Annotated in this window: 19 protein-coding genes; 1 reads left to right on the top strand and 18 read right to left on the bottom strand. The window is 63.8% G+C overall.

Going from position 1 to position 15893, the window contains the following annotated elements; all coding sequences use genetic code 11:
* Positions 1-122: 122 nt before the first annotated feature.
* The 18 genes from HKD31_RS12255 to HKD31_RS12175 all read right to left on the bottom strand — a co-directional run bounded on the left by HKD31_RS12255 (position 123) and on the right by HKD31_RS12175 (position 15313).
* Positions 123-788 (bottom strand): lytic transglycosylase domain-containing protein, encoded by a 666-nt coding sequence (locus HKD31_RS12255; RefSeq protein WP_194265272.1) that lies wholly within the window; start codon positions 786-788, stop codon positions 123-125.
* Positions 788-1384 carry a hypothetical protein gene (locus HKD31_RS12250; protein WP_194265273.1) on the bottom strand — a complete coding sequence of 199 codons (597 nt, stop codon included), beginning with the start codon at positions 1382-1384 and terminating at the stop codon, positions 788-790. Before HKD31_RS12250 ends, HKD31_RS12255 begins: the two co-directional genes overlap by 1 nt.
* Positions 1381-1722: a DUF736 domain-containing protein gene (locus HKD31_RS12245; RefSeq protein ID WP_194265274.1), complete on the bottom strand. Its 342-nt coding sequence runs from the start codon at positions 1720-1722 to the stop codon at positions 1381-1383. Before HKD31_RS12245 ends, HKD31_RS12250 begins: the two co-directional genes overlap by 4 nt.
* Positions 1723-1776: 54 nt before the next feature.
* Positions 1777-2406, bottom strand: coding sequence for a S26 family signal peptidase (locus HKD31_RS12240; RefSeq protein WP_194265275.1), 630 nt, complete (start codon positions 2404-2406; stop codon positions 1777-1779).
* Positions 2403-2879 (bottom strand): DUF2840 domain-containing protein, encoded by a 477-nt coding sequence (locus HKD31_RS12235; protein ID WP_194265276.1) that lies wholly within the window; start codon positions 2877-2879, stop codon positions 2403-2405. Before HKD31_RS12235 ends, HKD31_RS12240 begins: the two co-directional genes overlap by 4 nt.
* A complete protein-coding gene (locus tag HKD31_RS12230) occupies positions 2876-3619 on the bottom strand; it encodes a DNA-methyltransferase (protein WP_194265277.1) in 744 nt (247 codons plus the stop codon). Before HKD31_RS12230 ends, HKD31_RS12235 begins: the two co-directional genes overlap by 4 nt.
* 247 nt (positions 3620-3866) lie before the next feature.
* Complete coding sequence (locus tag HKD31_RS12225; protein ID WP_194265739.1) at positions 3867-4694, bottom strand: replication initiator protein A; 828 nt, start codon at positions 4692-4694, stop codon at positions 3867-3869.
* The gene (locus HKD31_RS12220) at positions 4691-4957 is read right to left on the bottom strand and encodes a helix-turn-helix transcriptional regulator (protein WP_081938982.1); all 267 of its coding nucleotides are present in this window, start codon (positions 4955-4957) and stop codon (positions 4691-4693) included. Before HKD31_RS12220 ends, HKD31_RS12225 begins: the two co-directional genes overlap by 4 nt.
* A 211-nt stretch (positions 4958-5168) precedes the next feature.
* A complete protein-coding gene (locus tag HKD31_RS12215) occupies positions 5169-5816 on the bottom strand; it encodes a DUF2285 domain-containing protein (RefSeq protein WP_228120627.1) in 648 nt (215 codons plus the stop codon).
* Positions 5776-5988 carry a transcriptional regulator domain-containing protein gene (locus HKD31_RS16350; RefSeq protein WP_166443806.1) on the bottom strand — a complete coding sequence of 71 codons (213 nt, stop codon included), beginning with the start codon at positions 5986-5988 and terminating at the stop codon, positions 5776-5778. The genes HKD31_RS12215 and HKD31_RS16350 overlap by 41 nt, the downstream gene beginning before the upstream one ends.
* Before the next feature lie 116 nt (positions 5989-6104).
* Positions 6105-6542 carry a hypothetical protein gene (locus HKD31_RS12210; protein WP_194265279.1) on the bottom strand — a complete coding sequence of 146 codons (438 nt, stop codon included), beginning with the start codon at positions 6540-6542 and terminating at the stop codon, positions 6105-6107.
* 163 nt (positions 6543-6705) lie between these two features.
* Positions 6706-6852 (bottom strand): hypothetical protein, encoded by a 147-nt coding sequence (locus tag HKD31_RS12205; RefSeq protein ID WP_194265280.1) that lies wholly within the window; start codon positions 6850-6852, stop codon positions 6706-6708.
* Positions 6853-7193: 341 nt separating this feature from the next.
* Complete coding sequence (locus HKD31_RS12200) at positions 7194-7517, bottom strand: DUF736 domain-containing protein (protein WP_035378674.1); 324 nt, start codon at positions 7515-7517, stop codon at positions 7194-7196.
* 18 nt (positions 7518-7535) lie between these two features.
* Entirely contained in the window at positions 7536-7751 is a 216-nt protein-coding gene (locus HKD31_RS12195; RefSeq protein WP_003617598.1) for a hypothetical protein, read from the bottom strand.
* 498 nt (positions 7752-8249) lie between these two features.
* Entirely contained in the window at positions 8250-8696 is a 447-nt protein-coding gene (locus HKD31_RS12190) for a hypothetical protein (protein WP_035378678.1), read from the bottom strand.
* Complete coding sequence (locus tag HKD31_RS12185; protein ID WP_194265281.1) at positions 8693-9628, bottom strand: DUF2493 domain-containing protein; 936 nt, start codon at positions 9626-9628, stop codon at positions 8693-8695. Before HKD31_RS12185 ends, HKD31_RS12190 begins: the two co-directional genes overlap by 4 nt.
* A 325-nt stretch (positions 9629-9953) precedes the next feature.
* Positions 9954-11015 (bottom strand): DUF7146 domain-containing protein, encoded by a 1062-nt coding sequence (locus tag HKD31_RS12180; RefSeq protein WP_035378747.1) that lies wholly within the window; start codon positions 11013-11015, stop codon positions 9954-9956.
* The gene (locus tag HKD31_RS12175; protein ID WP_194265282.1) at positions 11015-15313 is read right to left on the bottom strand and encodes a bifunctional class I SAM-dependent methyltransferase/DEAD/DEAH box helicase; all 4299 of its coding nucleotides are present in this window, start codon (positions 15311-15313) and stop codon (positions 11015-11017) included. Before HKD31_RS12175 ends, HKD31_RS12180 begins: the two co-directional genes overlap by 1 nt.
* A 198-nt stretch (positions 15314-15511) precedes the next feature.
* Between HKD31_RS12175 and HKD31_RS12170 the strand changes: the two genes are divergently transcribed.
* The gene (locus HKD31_RS12170) at positions 15512-15787 is read left to right on the top strand and encodes an HU family DNA-binding protein (protein WP_035378684.1); all 276 of its coding nucleotides are present in this window, start codon (positions 15512-15514) and stop codon (positions 15785-15787) included.
* The last annotated feature ends 106 nt before the right edge of the window (positions 15788-15893 follow it).

Raw genomic sequence — 15893 nt, 5'->3', positions numbered from 1 at the left:
CCAACCGAGACGCACATCGCGGCTTTTATCCTGCCTATACGCAACCCCCTCCCCCAGCGTCCTTCTGTGCCCATCCAAACCCGGACGTAGCAACGAGGCAGGAGCCAGCATGCACCATGCCGTCATGGTCCATCCCTCCAGCCGACCGAAACGAAGAGATCCGATGGTGAAGCTGGTGGGACAAGGCTCACACCGGTCGTCATCGTCCCACTCGTTGAAGCCCGCACAGGACCGACGAACAGCTTCTCACTGGGAATGTGCGAGACTGGCGAAGCCTCCGGCAGTTGACGAAGAAATGTCGAAACAGCGTTGTCCCCCATCCGCCGTGCGACCGCAGTCACGTAAGCCCGCGTCTCGTCGGGCAGCGGTCGACCGGTCGCCAGATGCTCGTCATAGCGTCCGGGACCGGCGTTATAGGCGGCCAGAAACCCGGCGTCCCCGTAGCGGTCGTGCAGCCAGCGCAGATAGGCGGCGCCGGCGACGATGTTGTCGTGCGGGTCGAACGGATCGGCGCCGAGATTGAGGGTATGGCGCAGGTCACGCCACGTGCCGGGCATGATCTGCATCAGCCCCATAGCGCCCGCCGACGATATGGCATGCCGATCGCCGCCGCTCTCGATGCGCAGCACGCCGCGGATCCATGACGGCGGGATAGCAGCCTGACGGGCCGCCTCCCGCACCAGCGCGTCGAAATCCTGTGCATGCCCCGGAACCGGCGAGAGCGCCAGCGCGAGCCCGAACCGGGCGACCGTCAGGGCGCCCCATCGACAGTAAACCGTTCTCGACATCACAAATCCTCCGGCATGAGCATGTCCAGCGGTGAATCATCCGGGTGACGTTTCGGCGGCGAGAGGGAGAGTTGTGGCAGGACGAAGTTCCGTCGCCACGACTCCCATGCCCGGGTCACCGCTCCGGTGCCGGGGTAGAGATCGTCCAGCGCGTCATCCGGATGGGCGCCCAGCAACTCGAACGCCCAGTGACACACGGCGTCGGGTTTGGCGCCGGTCAGTCCGCGACGCAGGGTGATGCTCTCCTGAATCCAGTCCCGCATCACCAGGCGACGGCTGACGACAGGACGCCGCGCCGCCTTGATGATGACCGGCTCCCACGCATAGGCGACCGGAACATTGCGCTTGAAGGCGGCGAAGCCCTTGACCCACACCATCCAGCGCGCGCCGGTGTCCATGACGAGCGGCGCCAGCGTGGCGATCGACGCCGGTGTCGCGGCGGCATGCAGCACCCAGCCGTCATAGGTCGCGTCGAGGTGCCGCACGAGTGCCGCGTGATCGACCTCGCCCGCGTAGTCCGGCTGTCCGCGATAGAGGTGGGCGCAGTTCACGTAGGGCGGGTCGGCATAGCCGAGCCGGAGACGGACGCGCGTCATTCCCGGCCTCCCTGACGCTTGGCGGCGCGCGTCCAGACGAGGTTCCAGACACGACCGCCGCGACCGGCCTGAAACAGGGTGGCGCGGATCGGCTGGGCGAGCGACGGATCGTCCAACAGCACCACGACGTATTCGCCGGCGCGTTCCCCGGTGCGGGTCCAGCCTGCCCCTATCTCGGGCGCCTCGGCGTTGTCACCGAGATGGATGCGATAGTCGGGCGCGTTCTCCGCGTCCGTGTTCTCGGCTCGCGCGAAGGTCAGTTCCGCGTCGAGGGAGAGTGTGCGCAGGCGGCCGGCGAAGCCGCTCGCCGTGCGCGTGAAGACACCGATGTGGGTCATGGGTTGAGAGCTTTCGTGTCAGGGATTGTGAAAAGGTCTGGCGACGTCACGACGTCACTCGAGCGGCGGCTCGGGCGGCCGCTGAACCGCTGGACGCACCAGCATCGTGGGGAACCGTGGTCGCGGGTCCGGCAGATCCGGAAGCGCTGCGAACTGCGGAGGCGGTGGCTCTGCCTCGCCCGTGCGCAGGTAGACAGGGGTGGCACGACCGATCACGGTGTCGGCCGACAGGACACCGAAATAGCGTCCGTCGAGACTGGCCGGGACCGCCGAGTTCATGACGAAGACCTGCCCCGGCGCGAGATGACGGCACCCTCGCCACCCGGGTAGCGGACGCCCCCGATGGTCAACGGCTTTGGCCTCTCCGACCGTCTTCCCGTCGATGGTGACACGCAGGCCGACACGACAGACGGTCTGACCGGCGAGTGCTGCAACCGGCTTGAGCAGCGGCACGCCGAAGGGCAGATAGCCGCGCGTCGCCAGCAGCGTCGCGTCGCGCTCGGGCAGATGCAGCGCCACGATGTCGCCGACGCGCAGAGCGGCCGTCGGCGTGACCCGATACAGCCCGACCGGCACGCTGGCGGTGGCGTTCCACATCCAGTGTGGCGTGGGCGAGATACCGATCGTCGCCAGTGTCGTGAGTGCTGCGAAATAGGTGGTGAACAACCAGCCGCGCCGGGTCATGACGCGGTTCTCCGCCATAGCCACGCCTCATGGCGGGCGCGGCAGTAAAGAGGGGGCGGCAGCCCGGCCCGCAGTCGCGCGTCGAGATCGCGCCAGTAGTCCGGGCAGACAGTGCGCGGGTCAAACGGCTGCCGTTCGATGCGAGTGATAGCATCGAGCACCGCGCGAACCGGCCCGTCGCCGGTCTGACGCAGCAGCCTGTCGGCAGCGCCCGTGATCCATGGCAGAACGGCGCATGGCTCGCCCGGCGGCATGGCTCGCACAATGTCGATGGACACCGTGACGGCGCCCGTGTCGCTGGCAAGCCAGCGCATCAGGGCAAACACATCGCCTGCTGCGAAACTCACGCGGCGCCTGTGGCGATCAATTCTGACGCTGGTCTCGGGGATGCCGAAACGCAGCCAGTGTTCGATGCGGGTCTCGATCCAGACCAGATCGAGCTGCGCACCGGTAGGAGCGCGAAGATCGTTCATGACGGTTCTCCGACGGGAAAGGGAAGGATGGTGGCAAGGCGATCGCGGGCGCGCCGCGCCATGTCCGGGTCGATTTCGCAACCGACATAGCGGCGGCCGGCCAGCCGGCAGGCGACGCCGGCCGCGCCGGACCCGGCGAACCAGTCGCCGACGAGGCCGTCAGGCGGGCAGCTCACGCGCACCAGCAGGTCGAGCAGCGGCACCGGCTTTTCGGTGGGGTGGATGGCACGACCATGAACGTTGCGGAAACGCTGCACGGAGCGGGCGAGACGCGGGCCGCCGTCGAGGCTGCGATAGGTGCATGCCGCGATGGCGCCGGTGTGCGGCGGCCGGTGCTTACGGCGCACCGTCCGCGCCCGGGCGTCGTCCGTGGTAGCCACTTCGTTGTAGATGTCCTGCCATCGGGCGGTCGCGGGATAGAACTGCACGATCAGTTCGTGAACACGCCGGAAGCGGTCAGCGTGAAACACGCTGCCGTTCTGCTTCTCCCAGACGATTTCCTGCGCGTGCCGCAGCCGGGCGACCCGGAAGTCCGTCTCGGTCGCCATGAAGCTGCGCAGGGAACCGAACACCCACAGCGAACCGGACGGCGTCAGGGCTTGTGCTGCCAGCGGCAGCCAGCCCTCGACCCGCCGATCCCACGACAGGGAGGTCTCGCCGTAGGGCGGGTCGGCAAGGATCAGGTCATACGGTCCCTGCGCCGGCATGAGGTCGCGGCAGTCGCCGCAGAGCAGCGTCATGGCGATGTCTCCGCAGCGCCCTGCCCGCGTCGTCCGCTCAATTGGCGGCCACGGCTCTGACGAGGTGGAACAGGAGACGGGAAAAACGGACCGTTCCCGATATTGGTTCGGCGTATGTCGCAGCCCTGCGGCACGAAGAAGATCGCACGCCATGGGCCATGCATAGGGTCGCGCGCGGTACACATGTACAAAGAGAGTCTATTTAGACTCTTTAGAGAGAGACGATTTGTCATTGTTTTGCAGTCCCTTATCGATGGTTTTCGCACGCGATAGGCGTGGATTCACTGGTCGATAGGCGTGTCCGCACAAAATTATCGACAGGGATATCAACAGACTTATCCACAGACGCATCGGGAGCGGGCCTCAGGCGCACCCGTTCCGGCCAGTTCAGATCGGATAGTTCGATGCGATAACCGGGAAGCGGGTTGCTGCGGGCTATGCGCCGGAGGATCGCCACGAACGCTGTGAGCGTCTGGGTAATTCCTGTCTTGCGGTGCAGATGGGCGACCTCAAAAACCCAGCCGTCACGTTGCCGCCCGGCATGGCGGCGTGCGATCAGGTAGAGCAGTCGTTCGAGACCGCTGGTGAGGGTAAAATACGCCGGGTCAAGCGCGAGCACGGCCCTTGGCGTGAGAACCGCTTCGCGCACCCAGCCGGCGAGACGGATCTGGACGAAGCCGGCGGAGATCCGCCAGTCTTCGATCCACGGCGCGCCGGTCTGCTCATCAGTCCATTCTGACGCGCTCATGACGACATTGGTCCGGCTGAGGCGTTCGAGCCCGTCTGGCAGACGCTCGTAATACCCACCCGAAACGCAGCGCCCCGGAAAGCCGAGGATCTCATACCGTGTGGCCTGAAGGACTGTCGGGATCGGGGCGCCGCAACGCTGCGCCGCGATCATCGTCGATGTTGCCCAGATCAGGATGTCAGCGTCCCATATGGTCGCAAGCGCCATCGGAGACGAAACGAGGATGTTCTGACTGCCCTGCCTGAAGCGCAGCGGGGCGTGACGGCGTCCCTTCCCCAGCGCAAAGAACGCGTTGGACATGAAGAGACGGGGCATGCAGGGGGTCATGATCGCCCCTTTCCGCGCCGTGCGACACCCGCGCGCATGAGGATGTAATTTTTAGAGAAAATAGACTTTGAAAGGCCGTTTTCGACCCATGTTTTCAGATCTCCAGTTGTATAGGTGACGCGGTTACCGAGCTTGTAGAAGACAGGACCACCGCCAATTGTGCGGTATCGTTCAAGTGTTCTTGGTGAAATACCGAGCCATTCAGCAGCCTGTGGGGTCCGCAGATGCCGGGCCGGTCTCGGTTGGGGCCTTTTCCTGACCATGACTATTCTCCACTGAAACAGGACGTGGCGTAACGCCGCGTACCGGGGCGGAGACTGGCGAAAAAAAAGGCCGGGGGTGGTGGACGAAAACAGGGGGCTCCCAAGGAATCGTCCACCCCATCAGCACGGCAGACAGACTATGTTCAGTGGGCGCCGCGTCGCGTTTACTGGCGAGGCGAATCAGAACACCTTATGGAGAAGACGGTTGTTTTCAGCAGGGAGTGTGCGATGTCGTCTGCGGAAATGCACGACGACCATATTGCAGCAAGGCGAGGTATTCGCCGGCGGCAAGTTGCTCCCCAAGCGTCAGCAGGCGTTCGACGCGGGCACGCTGGTGAACGTCTTTCCACAGAGAGCCGCTCAGAGACTTCACTTCGGGGTCCGTCAGGGCCGCGATGTCACGCGCCGTGGCGCCGGAACGTTTGGCGGTGAGCGCCTGCAAGGCGTGGGCAAGACGCCTGATTCTATAGCGTGTGGGGCGAAAGACGTTGGGCAACGGACCGCTCCTCCTGCCATACAGATGCTCGATGAAGCGACGCAAATGATGAAGACGTACCCAACAGGATTCATCAAGAGGAATCACGACAGCGGGTCTGCCGTGGCAGTCATCGGCGATCCATAACCGCAGCGGTCCGGCCCGATCTCCCATGATGACGTGAAGGCCGTCATCGGCGGTTGCGGCATGAATGTGTGGTGTCAGGATCAGGGGTGTAAATGTGGCGGCTGTGTAGATTTCAGGGGCGCGGACCAGCGCGATGATGGCAGAGAGAGCCTCCGCCGCCCAAAGCGCAGGGGCAGCCCACGCAGGGATGGACGGGTCAACAGGGAAATCGGAGGCCCCACTGACGTGCAAAAGCATCGAGATTGCGCTGGCGGACCGTCTCGTCTGAGTCGGAGAGTCCGGTAAATGCATGGTATCCACGCACATAATCCTGATTCAGGGAGAGGAACTCCTGCGCAAAATCAGGGAGGTCGAGCGTGAACGCCCTGTCCAGAAATCCGGGACTATACCAATCGGGTCGTGTCTCCATCGTCGGTCAATCTCCTGTCATCACGTGGACGCGTCATCCAAAGATCAATCACAAGCAGCATCTGATCGGTTCGTGTCGGCAAACGTCCGTTGCGCCCGAACAGCGCCAGGGACGCGCTAATTGCGTCGAGAAGGGAATGTTCCGGTCACAAGATCAGCGTCAGGGGCAAGCCGCGCAAAAGAGGCCGCCCCGACGACAGCGGCACCCAACACTCCGAGGATGATCCGCATGAGCGGAGAAGAAATGCCGATCTCGGCCAATCCAGTTGTGGCGAAGTATCCCGCAACAGAGGCCGGAAAACAGAAGGCAAGCACGACGGCAAGTCTGATTTCGGGACGCCGGGCCGTCGTCAGCGCTACCCGAAATAGCCATAGTACGAGACTACCAGCAATAATGGCAGGAAGAACGGCCGCCAATCCGGCACCCATGCGATATGTCCAGAAGAAGACGATCAGTCCCGCCATTGTGGGCACGACAATGGATACAAGGCTAAAGAAGACCCAACAGAGCAGTGCGATCCCCAAGACCCACGAGATGAGCCCGATGACAATCATCTCCACCTCCGGCAAACAGTACGGGACATTATAATACGTACTGTTCTGTAGTTATTCCAGAAAAAAAGACGTACCCGATATGATCTGGCGGGGATGTTTTGCTCAAACAGGCTTACCAGAAGTGTTCCCCGCCTACATGCATGGGACTGCCGTTCCGCCCGGCTCATTCGTCCGAGCGCCGGTGCGTCGCTGCGATCTGCGCCATGGCATGCTCCAGTTCGCGCTCGATCTGCTGGCGCTCGCGACGGCTCAGGTGAAAGCTGGTCAGTTCGGCGCGCAGCATCTGGATGTGGCCGTGGTGCGTGGTCATCGTCCTGCTCCTTTCGTTTCTTGAAGACAGGCCGCCGGCTCATGCCGGGGTGGACCGGGTCAGGGATCGCCGCAGGCGACCGGCTCGCCGGCGCGTGGGGGAGCCGATTTTGTTCGGCGCGCCCGCAGGGGTGCGTCGGGCAAAATTGGGGGGACCACGCGTCCTTGACGCGGTTTGCCCTCGCGCATGGTACAATGGGAAGGCTGAGGGAAAGCCTCGTGTTCCTCTTGCGTCTCACGTCGGGCGACCAGCGCTGCCGCCCGCGCCCGGAAGAGCACGTGGGAAAAGAAGTGCCGGAAGGCCCCGCCCGGGAAGACCGGGCGGGGTTGGTGGTGGGGAGCTTACTCCCCGTTCCGGCTGCGGGGCCGGGTCCAGATGAGGGTGTAGCCTTCCCCTTCCTCGTCGGTGAACAGGTTGGCGAAGATCGGGGCGGCGAAGGAGGGATCGTCCAGCTTCAGGCTCAGATAGGTGCGGCCTTCGTTGGAGCGGCGGGTCCATGCGGCGCCGAGTTCAACCCGTCCAAGGTAGACGCGGTAGTTGGGGGCGTTGTCGTTGGCCCGGTTGGTTTCCGCCACCAGGCGGACGTTGCGGGCCTGCAGGGCCAGGGTGACGATCTCGCCTTCGAAGCCTTCGCCCACCTTCTTGAAGGAACCGATGTTAGCCATTGTCGTATCTCCATGCTGTTATCGGGCCGCGACCACCGTGGCCTCGATGGCGATCGACCAGCCGGAGGCGAGCGGCAGAGCACCCTTCAGGGCCGAAGCGCAGCGGAGGACGGCAGGGCCGGAACTTTCTTGTCTCGCGAGGAATGACGGCGCAGCCGTCAGGGGAAGAAAGTTCTGGAACGCCGTTGCGGCCAGCCGATCGAGGCGCAGCCGGTCTTCGGCTAGATCAGCCATCCGACAGAGGCCATGGTGTGCGGACCCGCCAGCCCCATGGAGAGACGATGCCGGCATGACCGGTCCGACAGGTGGGGAACGTGCGACATAGGAGGATATCGCGCTCGCCCGGTGCGACCGTCTTACCTGCTGTTGGCGCGGATCGCGGCTAGAGACACCCGCCCCTATCTGCCGCGTCCCTGCTACAAACGGTTCGAGCCGCATTCTATGGACCCGTCGTTTCAACGAAGGCTGGGCAGCCAGTTGTCCGCTGGACGATCCCTGCTTCGCCACTGCAGTTTCGACCTGTTCACCGACGCGGAAGGGGACCACCGCCTCCCTCATCCATCGTCCCCGCAGCCGGAACGGGGAAAAGTTCTTCCCTCCTCCAGTCCGGCGTGAGGGGTGGGGCAGTCCGGCTTAATCTCCTTCAGTGTGGAAACAGGTTGCGAAGGCGCACTTTATCGAAGTCATATGTTGATATATCTCTATTTTGCATTTCTACATTGTGCGATCGACTCAATGCTTTCGTATAGAAAAGAGGAACTCGTTATCATGAAGGCCGGTCTTTTCGTTCTTCCCATTTTTTCTGGATTTATGCTGGCCAATATATCTGCGGCGAGTGCTCAGAGCGTATCGTCCTGTTCTGTCGATGCTGTAAACGAGATCGGAAAGAACAGGAGCGCGGAGGATCTGGACAAAGAATTCAAGGCACATACCTGCTATTCCGGACATCGGATTGAAATCAAAAAAATTCAGCCAGTTCCCGAAATAGGCACGGGTCGAGTATCGGGAGATGGCGACTATTATCGGCGTCTTCTTTGCGAAGAGGGGAAACCATTTCATATCGACGGTGCCTATAGCGGCGTTCAGAGCATCTCCTGCATTTATAAAAGCATATCGAAAGAATAAACTCTTCTCACCACGGATGTTGATATACCCTTCTTGGAGAACGATGGCGCTCACGCGCCACTGTCCTTGCGGAACCGCCAGACCGGGATACCCATCTGTTTGGCCTTGTCGGCCAGATTGTCCTGAATGCCCGATCCGGGGAATACCATGACCCCGATTGGCAGGACTTTCAGCAGAGCGTCGTTACGCCGGAACGGGGCGGCCTTGCCGTGCCGGTTCCAGTCCGGTTTGAAGGCGATCTGCGCCACCTGCCGATGATCGGCCCACCGGGAGGCGATGAATTCCGCCCCCTTCGGTGAACCGCCGTGCAGCAGCACCATGTCGGGATGCTTCTCCCGCACCTTGTCCAGCCGGTTCCAGATCAGGTGATGGTCCTCGTAATCGAGCCCGCCAGTGACCGCGACCTTGGGTCCGGGAGGCACGAGCAGTTCGGTTTCGGCCTTGCGGCGGGCGTTGAGGAAATCGCGGCTGTCGATCATGGATGCCGTCAGGGTGCTGCGGCTGACCAGCGAACCGGAGCGCGGTCGCCAGGGCGACATGGTCAGGCGTTCGAACTGGTCGCAGGCGAGGGCGCGGAAGATCTCGTAGGCGTTGCGTCGCTCCAGCAGGGTCAGGCCCTCGGCGATGAGACGTTCCAGTTCCACCGAGCGGATCTCGCTGCCATCCTGTTCCTGCTGGCTGCGCTTCTGCGCTGCCTCGTTGCGATCGAGATCCCGTTCGACCTGCCCGACCATGCGGTGAAAGACGTTGACCGTGGACCAGAGCAGCGGTTCGAGATCGGGTTCCAGCCTTGTGTCGGTCAGCGTGGCTGACAGGGCATCGAAGATGTCGGCGACCGCGCCACCGATGCGGGGTGCTTCGGGCAATGGCCGCGGGTCCGGCTCATCCTCGAAGGGACGGTGGCCGTAAAGCTGGAGTTCCGCCAGCACATGGGCGGTTGAAGAGGTGGCGTGGGCGGGTTCGAAATCGTCCTGTGTGCGGGTCATGGGTCTGTCCTCCGGTTCTGGCCGCGCCACTCGCGGCCTTTCCGGGGGCGGATAGCGGCAGACGAAGGCCGGGCCGGAACCGCGCAACGCGCGGCCGGAACGCAGTGAAGGATGGCAGGGAGACGGCTATTTTGTTTCGCGATGCAAAGCGCGGACGCAGTCCCGCGCGGCGGAAAATAGCCGGCTCCGCCATTGCAGGCCCGGCCTGGCTGACGCCCGCTCCCCCTCTTAAAAGGCCCGCGGGCGTGCCCCACCCGGAAGCAAGGCAGGACAGCCCCGCACGACAAGGAAAAACGATGCCCCCACACCCCCTTCCCGGCCCGCCTCAGTGCGCGACGGGTTGCAGGAACCGCGCCACGTCCTGCGGGGCAAGCTGGGGATGCAGGATCGCCCGCATCGCCCCGCGCCCGAGATAGCGCAGATCATCGTTGAAATCCGCCAGACGCGGTGACAGCACAAGGCACTCGATCCCGGCCTCCTGCGTCCGGGCGAGCAGGGTCGTCACCGCATGGTCGCCGGCCGGGTCGTCATCGCGCAGCACGTAGAGGCGGCGCAGGGCAGGCGGAAACGCCATGGCGGCGAGATGCGCCGAGGACAGGCAGGCGGCCAGTGGCAGATCGGGCATGACCTCGCGGAGCGACAGCACCGTTTCGATCCCCTCGCCTGCCGCCAGAGCGTCAGAGGCTGCGCCAAAACGCACGGCATGGCCGAGCAGATCGCCCATCGCCCGACGGGGTATGGCGACAGGCGCCTTGCCGCGTCCATCGCACGCCAGCCAGGTGCGATGAACGCCGGTGACGCGACCTCCGAGATCGGTGACGGCGGCGATCATCGCGGGCCAGGTCTCGGGCGGACTGTCGGCATCAGCGCGATAGTAGCAGTCGGGGTGAAAACGCAGGGCAGCCAAAGGGGAACAGCGCGTCAGATCGCGTCCCCGCAGATAGACAGCCGCGACACCGGACAGGGGCCGGCTGGCATCCCACAGGCGGCGTGCGGCGTCCGTGCTGCTGCCTCCCGTCCCGGGCCGGTGCGACGGGGACGTTCGCGGGCGATCCGCCGCCCGGTCAGGTTCAGGCTGAGGCAGCGCCAGAAAGCTGCGCGCCTCGTCAGCAACGTCGCGGAATTCGATCAGACCGAGGCAATCACGGATCAGGTCGAGCAGATCGCCGAACGCACCGGTGCTGGCATCCGTCCAGCGCCCGGCGGCCCCGCGCCCTTCCGAAGGGCCATGCAGGCGGACATAAAGCGAGCGGCCGGGGGTGTTACGAACATCGCCGACCAGCCAGTAATTGCCATGCCGTCGCCCGGCCGAGAGGTAATGACGGCACACCGCCTCGGCGTTCTCCGCCAGACGGCGTGACAGGTCCCGTGCATCATGCTCCGCCATCATGCCGCCTCCCTTTCCGTCACGCGCTCAATCGGCCAGGTTTCGAAGAGCCGTTCCAGAACCTTATCGCCCGCCTCATCGACCGGCACGAAAAACCGCAATGTCCACGAGATGATTTCCGAAAACAGGCCATAAGCCCGCAAACGTTCCCGCATCCCTTCGGTAAAGCCGGTCAGTTCGATCCGCGCCCGTCCCATCACCCGCACCCGCCGCACCTGCATGCGTTCGGCCAGATGCAGGACCGTTCCATCGTCCAGCATAGCCCTGCGTGCGTCCTGCCCGGATAGCGACAGACTGCCGGTCACTCCGGCACTGGTGGCCCATGCCACAGGTACGCGCCGGCCGAGCACGCGTTCGCCGTCACCGGTCTGCAGCCGATAGACCCGTGCATGATCTGTCGGCAGACGTTTCCAGACCGGCAACAGCAGCCCCGTCACCATATGGAACTCGGTCTCGACGAATTCATCGACCGTACGCAGATCCGCCTCCCACAAAGCCGCGAAAGTGGCCTCATCCACAGCCTTCCAGTGGCTCGCCGCGAAGGCGTCACGCGAGAGGATCTGCGTGTCCATGGACCTGACCAGGCGGACGCGCCATTCGAATTCCCCGTCTTCGGTCACCAGGCCGGGTGCCGGAACACGCACCGCGACCCGCCCCGACTGGGTATTGCGCACAAGACCGGACTCCCGCTCCCGTCCCAGAGCCAGTGCTTGCGAGAGCGTAACGGGTTCCGAGCGCCGACGTTCCCGGATGGTCAGCAATTCCGTGTCCGCACCGGTTTCGGCATGGGTGTGGATGGTCTGGCGCGCGAGAATGGTGAAACTGTCCGCACGCAGGGTTTCCAGCCCCGCATCATAAACACCAGCCGCCACCGCCGCCTCGACACGTCCAGCCAGCAGATCCTCGAATGTCGCGAACAGCAGGTTCTGCAACGCCACCGGCAGGGCGAGCATCCGGTTGAGGAACGTGGAAATCGGTGGAAGCTTGTCTTTCAGGCCCGTATCATCGACCAGAGACAGACCCGTCGCATCCTCGAATTGCGCCAGTGTGCAGCCTTCGACCTTCTCCCGGGCGAGAAGACGGTAGAACTGCCGCAGCGCATCGCGCGCATAAGGACTTTCGAGGTTGTCTTCCGGGCGGAACAGCCCCTGCCCGCCCGTCTGACGCTGGCCCCGGGTCATGGCGCCCAGCGTGTCCAGCCGGCGGGCGATGGTGGAGAGAAAGCGTTTTTCCGCCTTCACGTCCGTGGCAATCGGCCGGAACAGAGGCGGCTGCGCCTGATTGGTCCGGTTGGTGCGACCCAGCCCCTGAATGGCGGCGTCCGCCTTCCAGCCGGGTTCCAGCAGGTAATGCACCCGCAAACGGCGGTTCGCAGCGGAAAGCTCGGCGTGATAGGACCGGCCGGTACCTCCGGCATCCGAGAAGACCAGAATGCGCTTGGCATCATCCATAAACGCCTGCGTCTCGATCAGGCTGGCGGCGGCGGGTCGGCTTTCCACGGCAAGCCGATCCCCCTTGCGCACCACGCGCCGCGAGCGGCCGGTCACCTCGGCAACGGCATCGGTGCCAAAATGCTGGATGATCTGATCGAGCGCGCCAGGCAGTGCCGGGAGCGCTGCAAGCTGTTCGATCATCGCATCCCGCCGGGCCACGGCCTCACGGCTCAGGACAGGCCTGCCGTCGTGAAAGACCGGCCGTGAATACACATGATCCGACCCGTCGCTATAGGGTTCATAAAGCTGGACCGGGAAAGAATGTTCCAGATACCCAAGAACGTATTCGCGCGGCGTCACATCGATCCGCAGGTCATTCCAGTCTTCCGGCGAGATCTCGGCCAGCCGCCGTTCGGTCAGGGCCTCCCCCGTGGAGACAAGCTGGATGACGGCCGCATGGCCCTCGTCCAGATCGCGCTCGATTGCGCGGATCAGGGTCACGGTTTTCATGGCCGTGATCAGATGGTTGAAAAACCGCTGTTTCGTGCTCTCGAAGGCCGAGCGGGCGGCAGCCTTGGCCTGCCGGTTCAGCGTGCCGTCCGTTCCGGTGATGTTGGCCGCCTGCATGGCGGCGTCGAGATTGTTGTGGATGACCATAAACGCCTGGGCGAAGGCGTCATAGATGCGGATCTGTTCTGGCGTAAGCTGATGCTCGACCAGTTCATATTCGACGCCATCATAGGAGAGCGACCGGGCGGTATAGAGTCCCATGGCCTTGAGGTCGCGCGCCAGGACCTCCATGGCCGCCACACCGCCGGCCTCGATGGCGGCAATGAAATCGGCCCGTGTGACGAAGGGGAAATCCTCCCCGCCCCAGAGGCCCAGACGCTGGGCATAGGCCAGATTATGGACCGAGGTCGCACCCGTGGCGGAGACATAGACCACCCGCGCATCCGGCAGGGCATGTTGCAGGCGCAGTCCGGCACGCCCCTGCAAGGAGGCTTCCTGATCGCCCCGCTCTCCCTTGCTGCCAGCGGCGTTCTGCATGGAATGCGCTTCATCGAAGATGATGACCCCGTCGAAATCAGCCCCGAGCCACTCGACGATCTGCTGGACGCGGGAGGCTTTCGCGCCGCGCTCTTCGGTCCGGAGCGTGGCATAGGTGGTGAACAGGATGCCCTCGGTCAGACGGATAGCGATGCCCTGCGAAAAACGCGACTGGGGTGTGACCAGCAGCCGTTCCATTCTCAATGCCGACCAGTCGCGCTGCGCGTCTTCGAGGAGTTTGTCCGACTTCGACACCCAGACCGCGCGCCTGCGGCCGTTAAGCCAGTTGTCGAGAATGATACCCGCGACCTGGCGGCCCTTTCCGGTGCCGGTGCCATCGCCAAGGAACCAGCCGCGGCGGAACCGGACACCATCGGGATCGTCCTCACCGACACGGGTGAGGATGTCCCATGTCTGATCGGCTTTCCACCGACCTGCCAGAAAGCGATCATGGGCCTGGCCAGCATAGATGACGGATTCCAGTTGAGCGTCGGAGAGCAGGCCGTCATGGATGACGGCGTCAGGGAGGGTTGGCTTGTGGGAAGGCCCGGGCGGGCGCACCGAGGCCATGGCGGCCGACTGGACCAGTTTAGTGGGATGCGACCGGGCGCCGGGAATTGCGATGGTCTGGAGACGATAATCCTCATAAAGAGTATCAGATAGACGTGTCGCCGCAGTTTCATGCTTATCCGGCGGCAGGATGTCATACGACAAAAGTGCGCCCTGCATCTCAGAGACCGTCCTGTGACCCGCGGCGGCCTTGCGCCCGAGATAGCCGCGCACAGTGCGGGACAAGGAAAGAGCAGCAGAGCGTGACACTGGCGACGATTGGCGGGTCTGCGGCTGACGGGACGGCAGATCACCGGCGATCCAGCCCAGCAGGGTCGAAACATCCGGGGCCGTGCCGTGGGCCGCAACGAAGTGCGATGGCTCGGAAGCAGGTGTGCGATCGAACACCAGAAGCCGCGTTTCAACGCTCGTGCCATGCTGCCGATAGAGTTGCCCCGCGACACCCGCCGAAAACACCAGACGGGCTTTGGCCTGAAGAGTGGAGAAACCATCGGTCCAGCGCGGGTTATCAGGGCAGAAGGACAGACTGGTCAGGGCGACCAACCGACCACCGGGCCGCAACCGGTCCAGTGCTGAGGCGATGTGCCGGAAGGTCGTGTCAGGTGCGCGACCGGCCACATGCACCGTCGCCGAGAAGGGCGGATTCATAATGACCACATCCGGCTGGATGGTCTGCGGCAGATAGTCGTGGATCTGTGCGGCGTCATGCCGGAACAGGCGGGCTGCCGGAAAGAGCGCTGCCAGCAGGTCAGCACGGCCCGGCGCCAATTCATTGAGGGTCAACGAGGCACCGGCCAGTTCGGCGAAGATGGCCAGAAGACCGGTCCCGGCGGACGGTTCGAGTACGTGCTCGCCGCGCGCGAGACCCGCCGCCCGCATCAGGCAGAACGCCAGTGGCAGAGGCGTTGAGAACTGCTGCCAGGTCTGGCTGTCGTCCGACCGACGCGTCTGCGAGGGCATAAGGGACGCAAGCCGTGCAATGCTGGTGAGGAGATCCGCATCGCCCGAGGCGCGGGCCATCAGGGCCGGTCCATAGCGGCGCAGGAACAGGACGGACGCGGCTTCGGCAGCGTCATAAGCCATTTTCCAGTCCCACGCGCCTGTCGCATCAGGGGCCTTGAAGGCGCTCTCCATCGCCTGGCGCAACCGGCTGGCGTCCAGTTTCTCACCGCGTTCGAGATGGGCGAGAAGCAGTCGTGCGGCGGCGTGACCGCTCGTCTCACCGATAGGGGTTACAGGCCAATCCATGACGGAAGTCTCCGGGGAAAAAAGACGGACGGTCCCGGCACGCCTCCCTCTCCCGCACCGGAACCACCCGGTTCAGAACCACCCTTTCCCTCTCCGCTGCCGCACATCCGGGGCACGCGGGGCTTGAAGCCGCCACAATCTCTTCGTAACGGTTTTGCGAGGCTTACGCCTGAACCATTCCTACAGAAGGCATTGCACATGAAAATTTCCGAACTGGTCGATCAGATCGCCGAGACAACCGACGCCAGCAAGACCGACACCCGCAAGGTGCTCGATGCGCTCGTGGAGGCGATGACCGCCGCAGCCAAAAAAGGCGAGGAGATCTCCCTGCCCGACTTCGGCAAATTCAAGGTCAAGGACGTGCCGGCCCGGGAAGGACGCAATCCGGCGACCGGTGACAAGATCCAGATCGCTGCCTCCCGCAAGCTGACGTTTACGCCCGCCAAGGCCCTGAAAGACGCGTTGAACGACTGAAAACGCGCCCTCTCCGATGGTCCTGACAAACAGCAGGATGTCCTATTTTTGTGGATCGGAATGTCCTGTTTCTGTTACTGTGCAGGAGCATCAGGGAGGTCCATTG

This window comes from Gluconobacter potus, assembly GCF_015244705.1.
Lineage (GTDB): Bacteria > Pseudomonadota > Alphaproteobacteria > Acetobacterales > Acetobacteraceae > Gluconobacter > Gluconobacter potus.
Note: the sequence above shows the minus strand (reverse complement) of the source record. Positions and strands in the feature narration are given on the sequence as shown.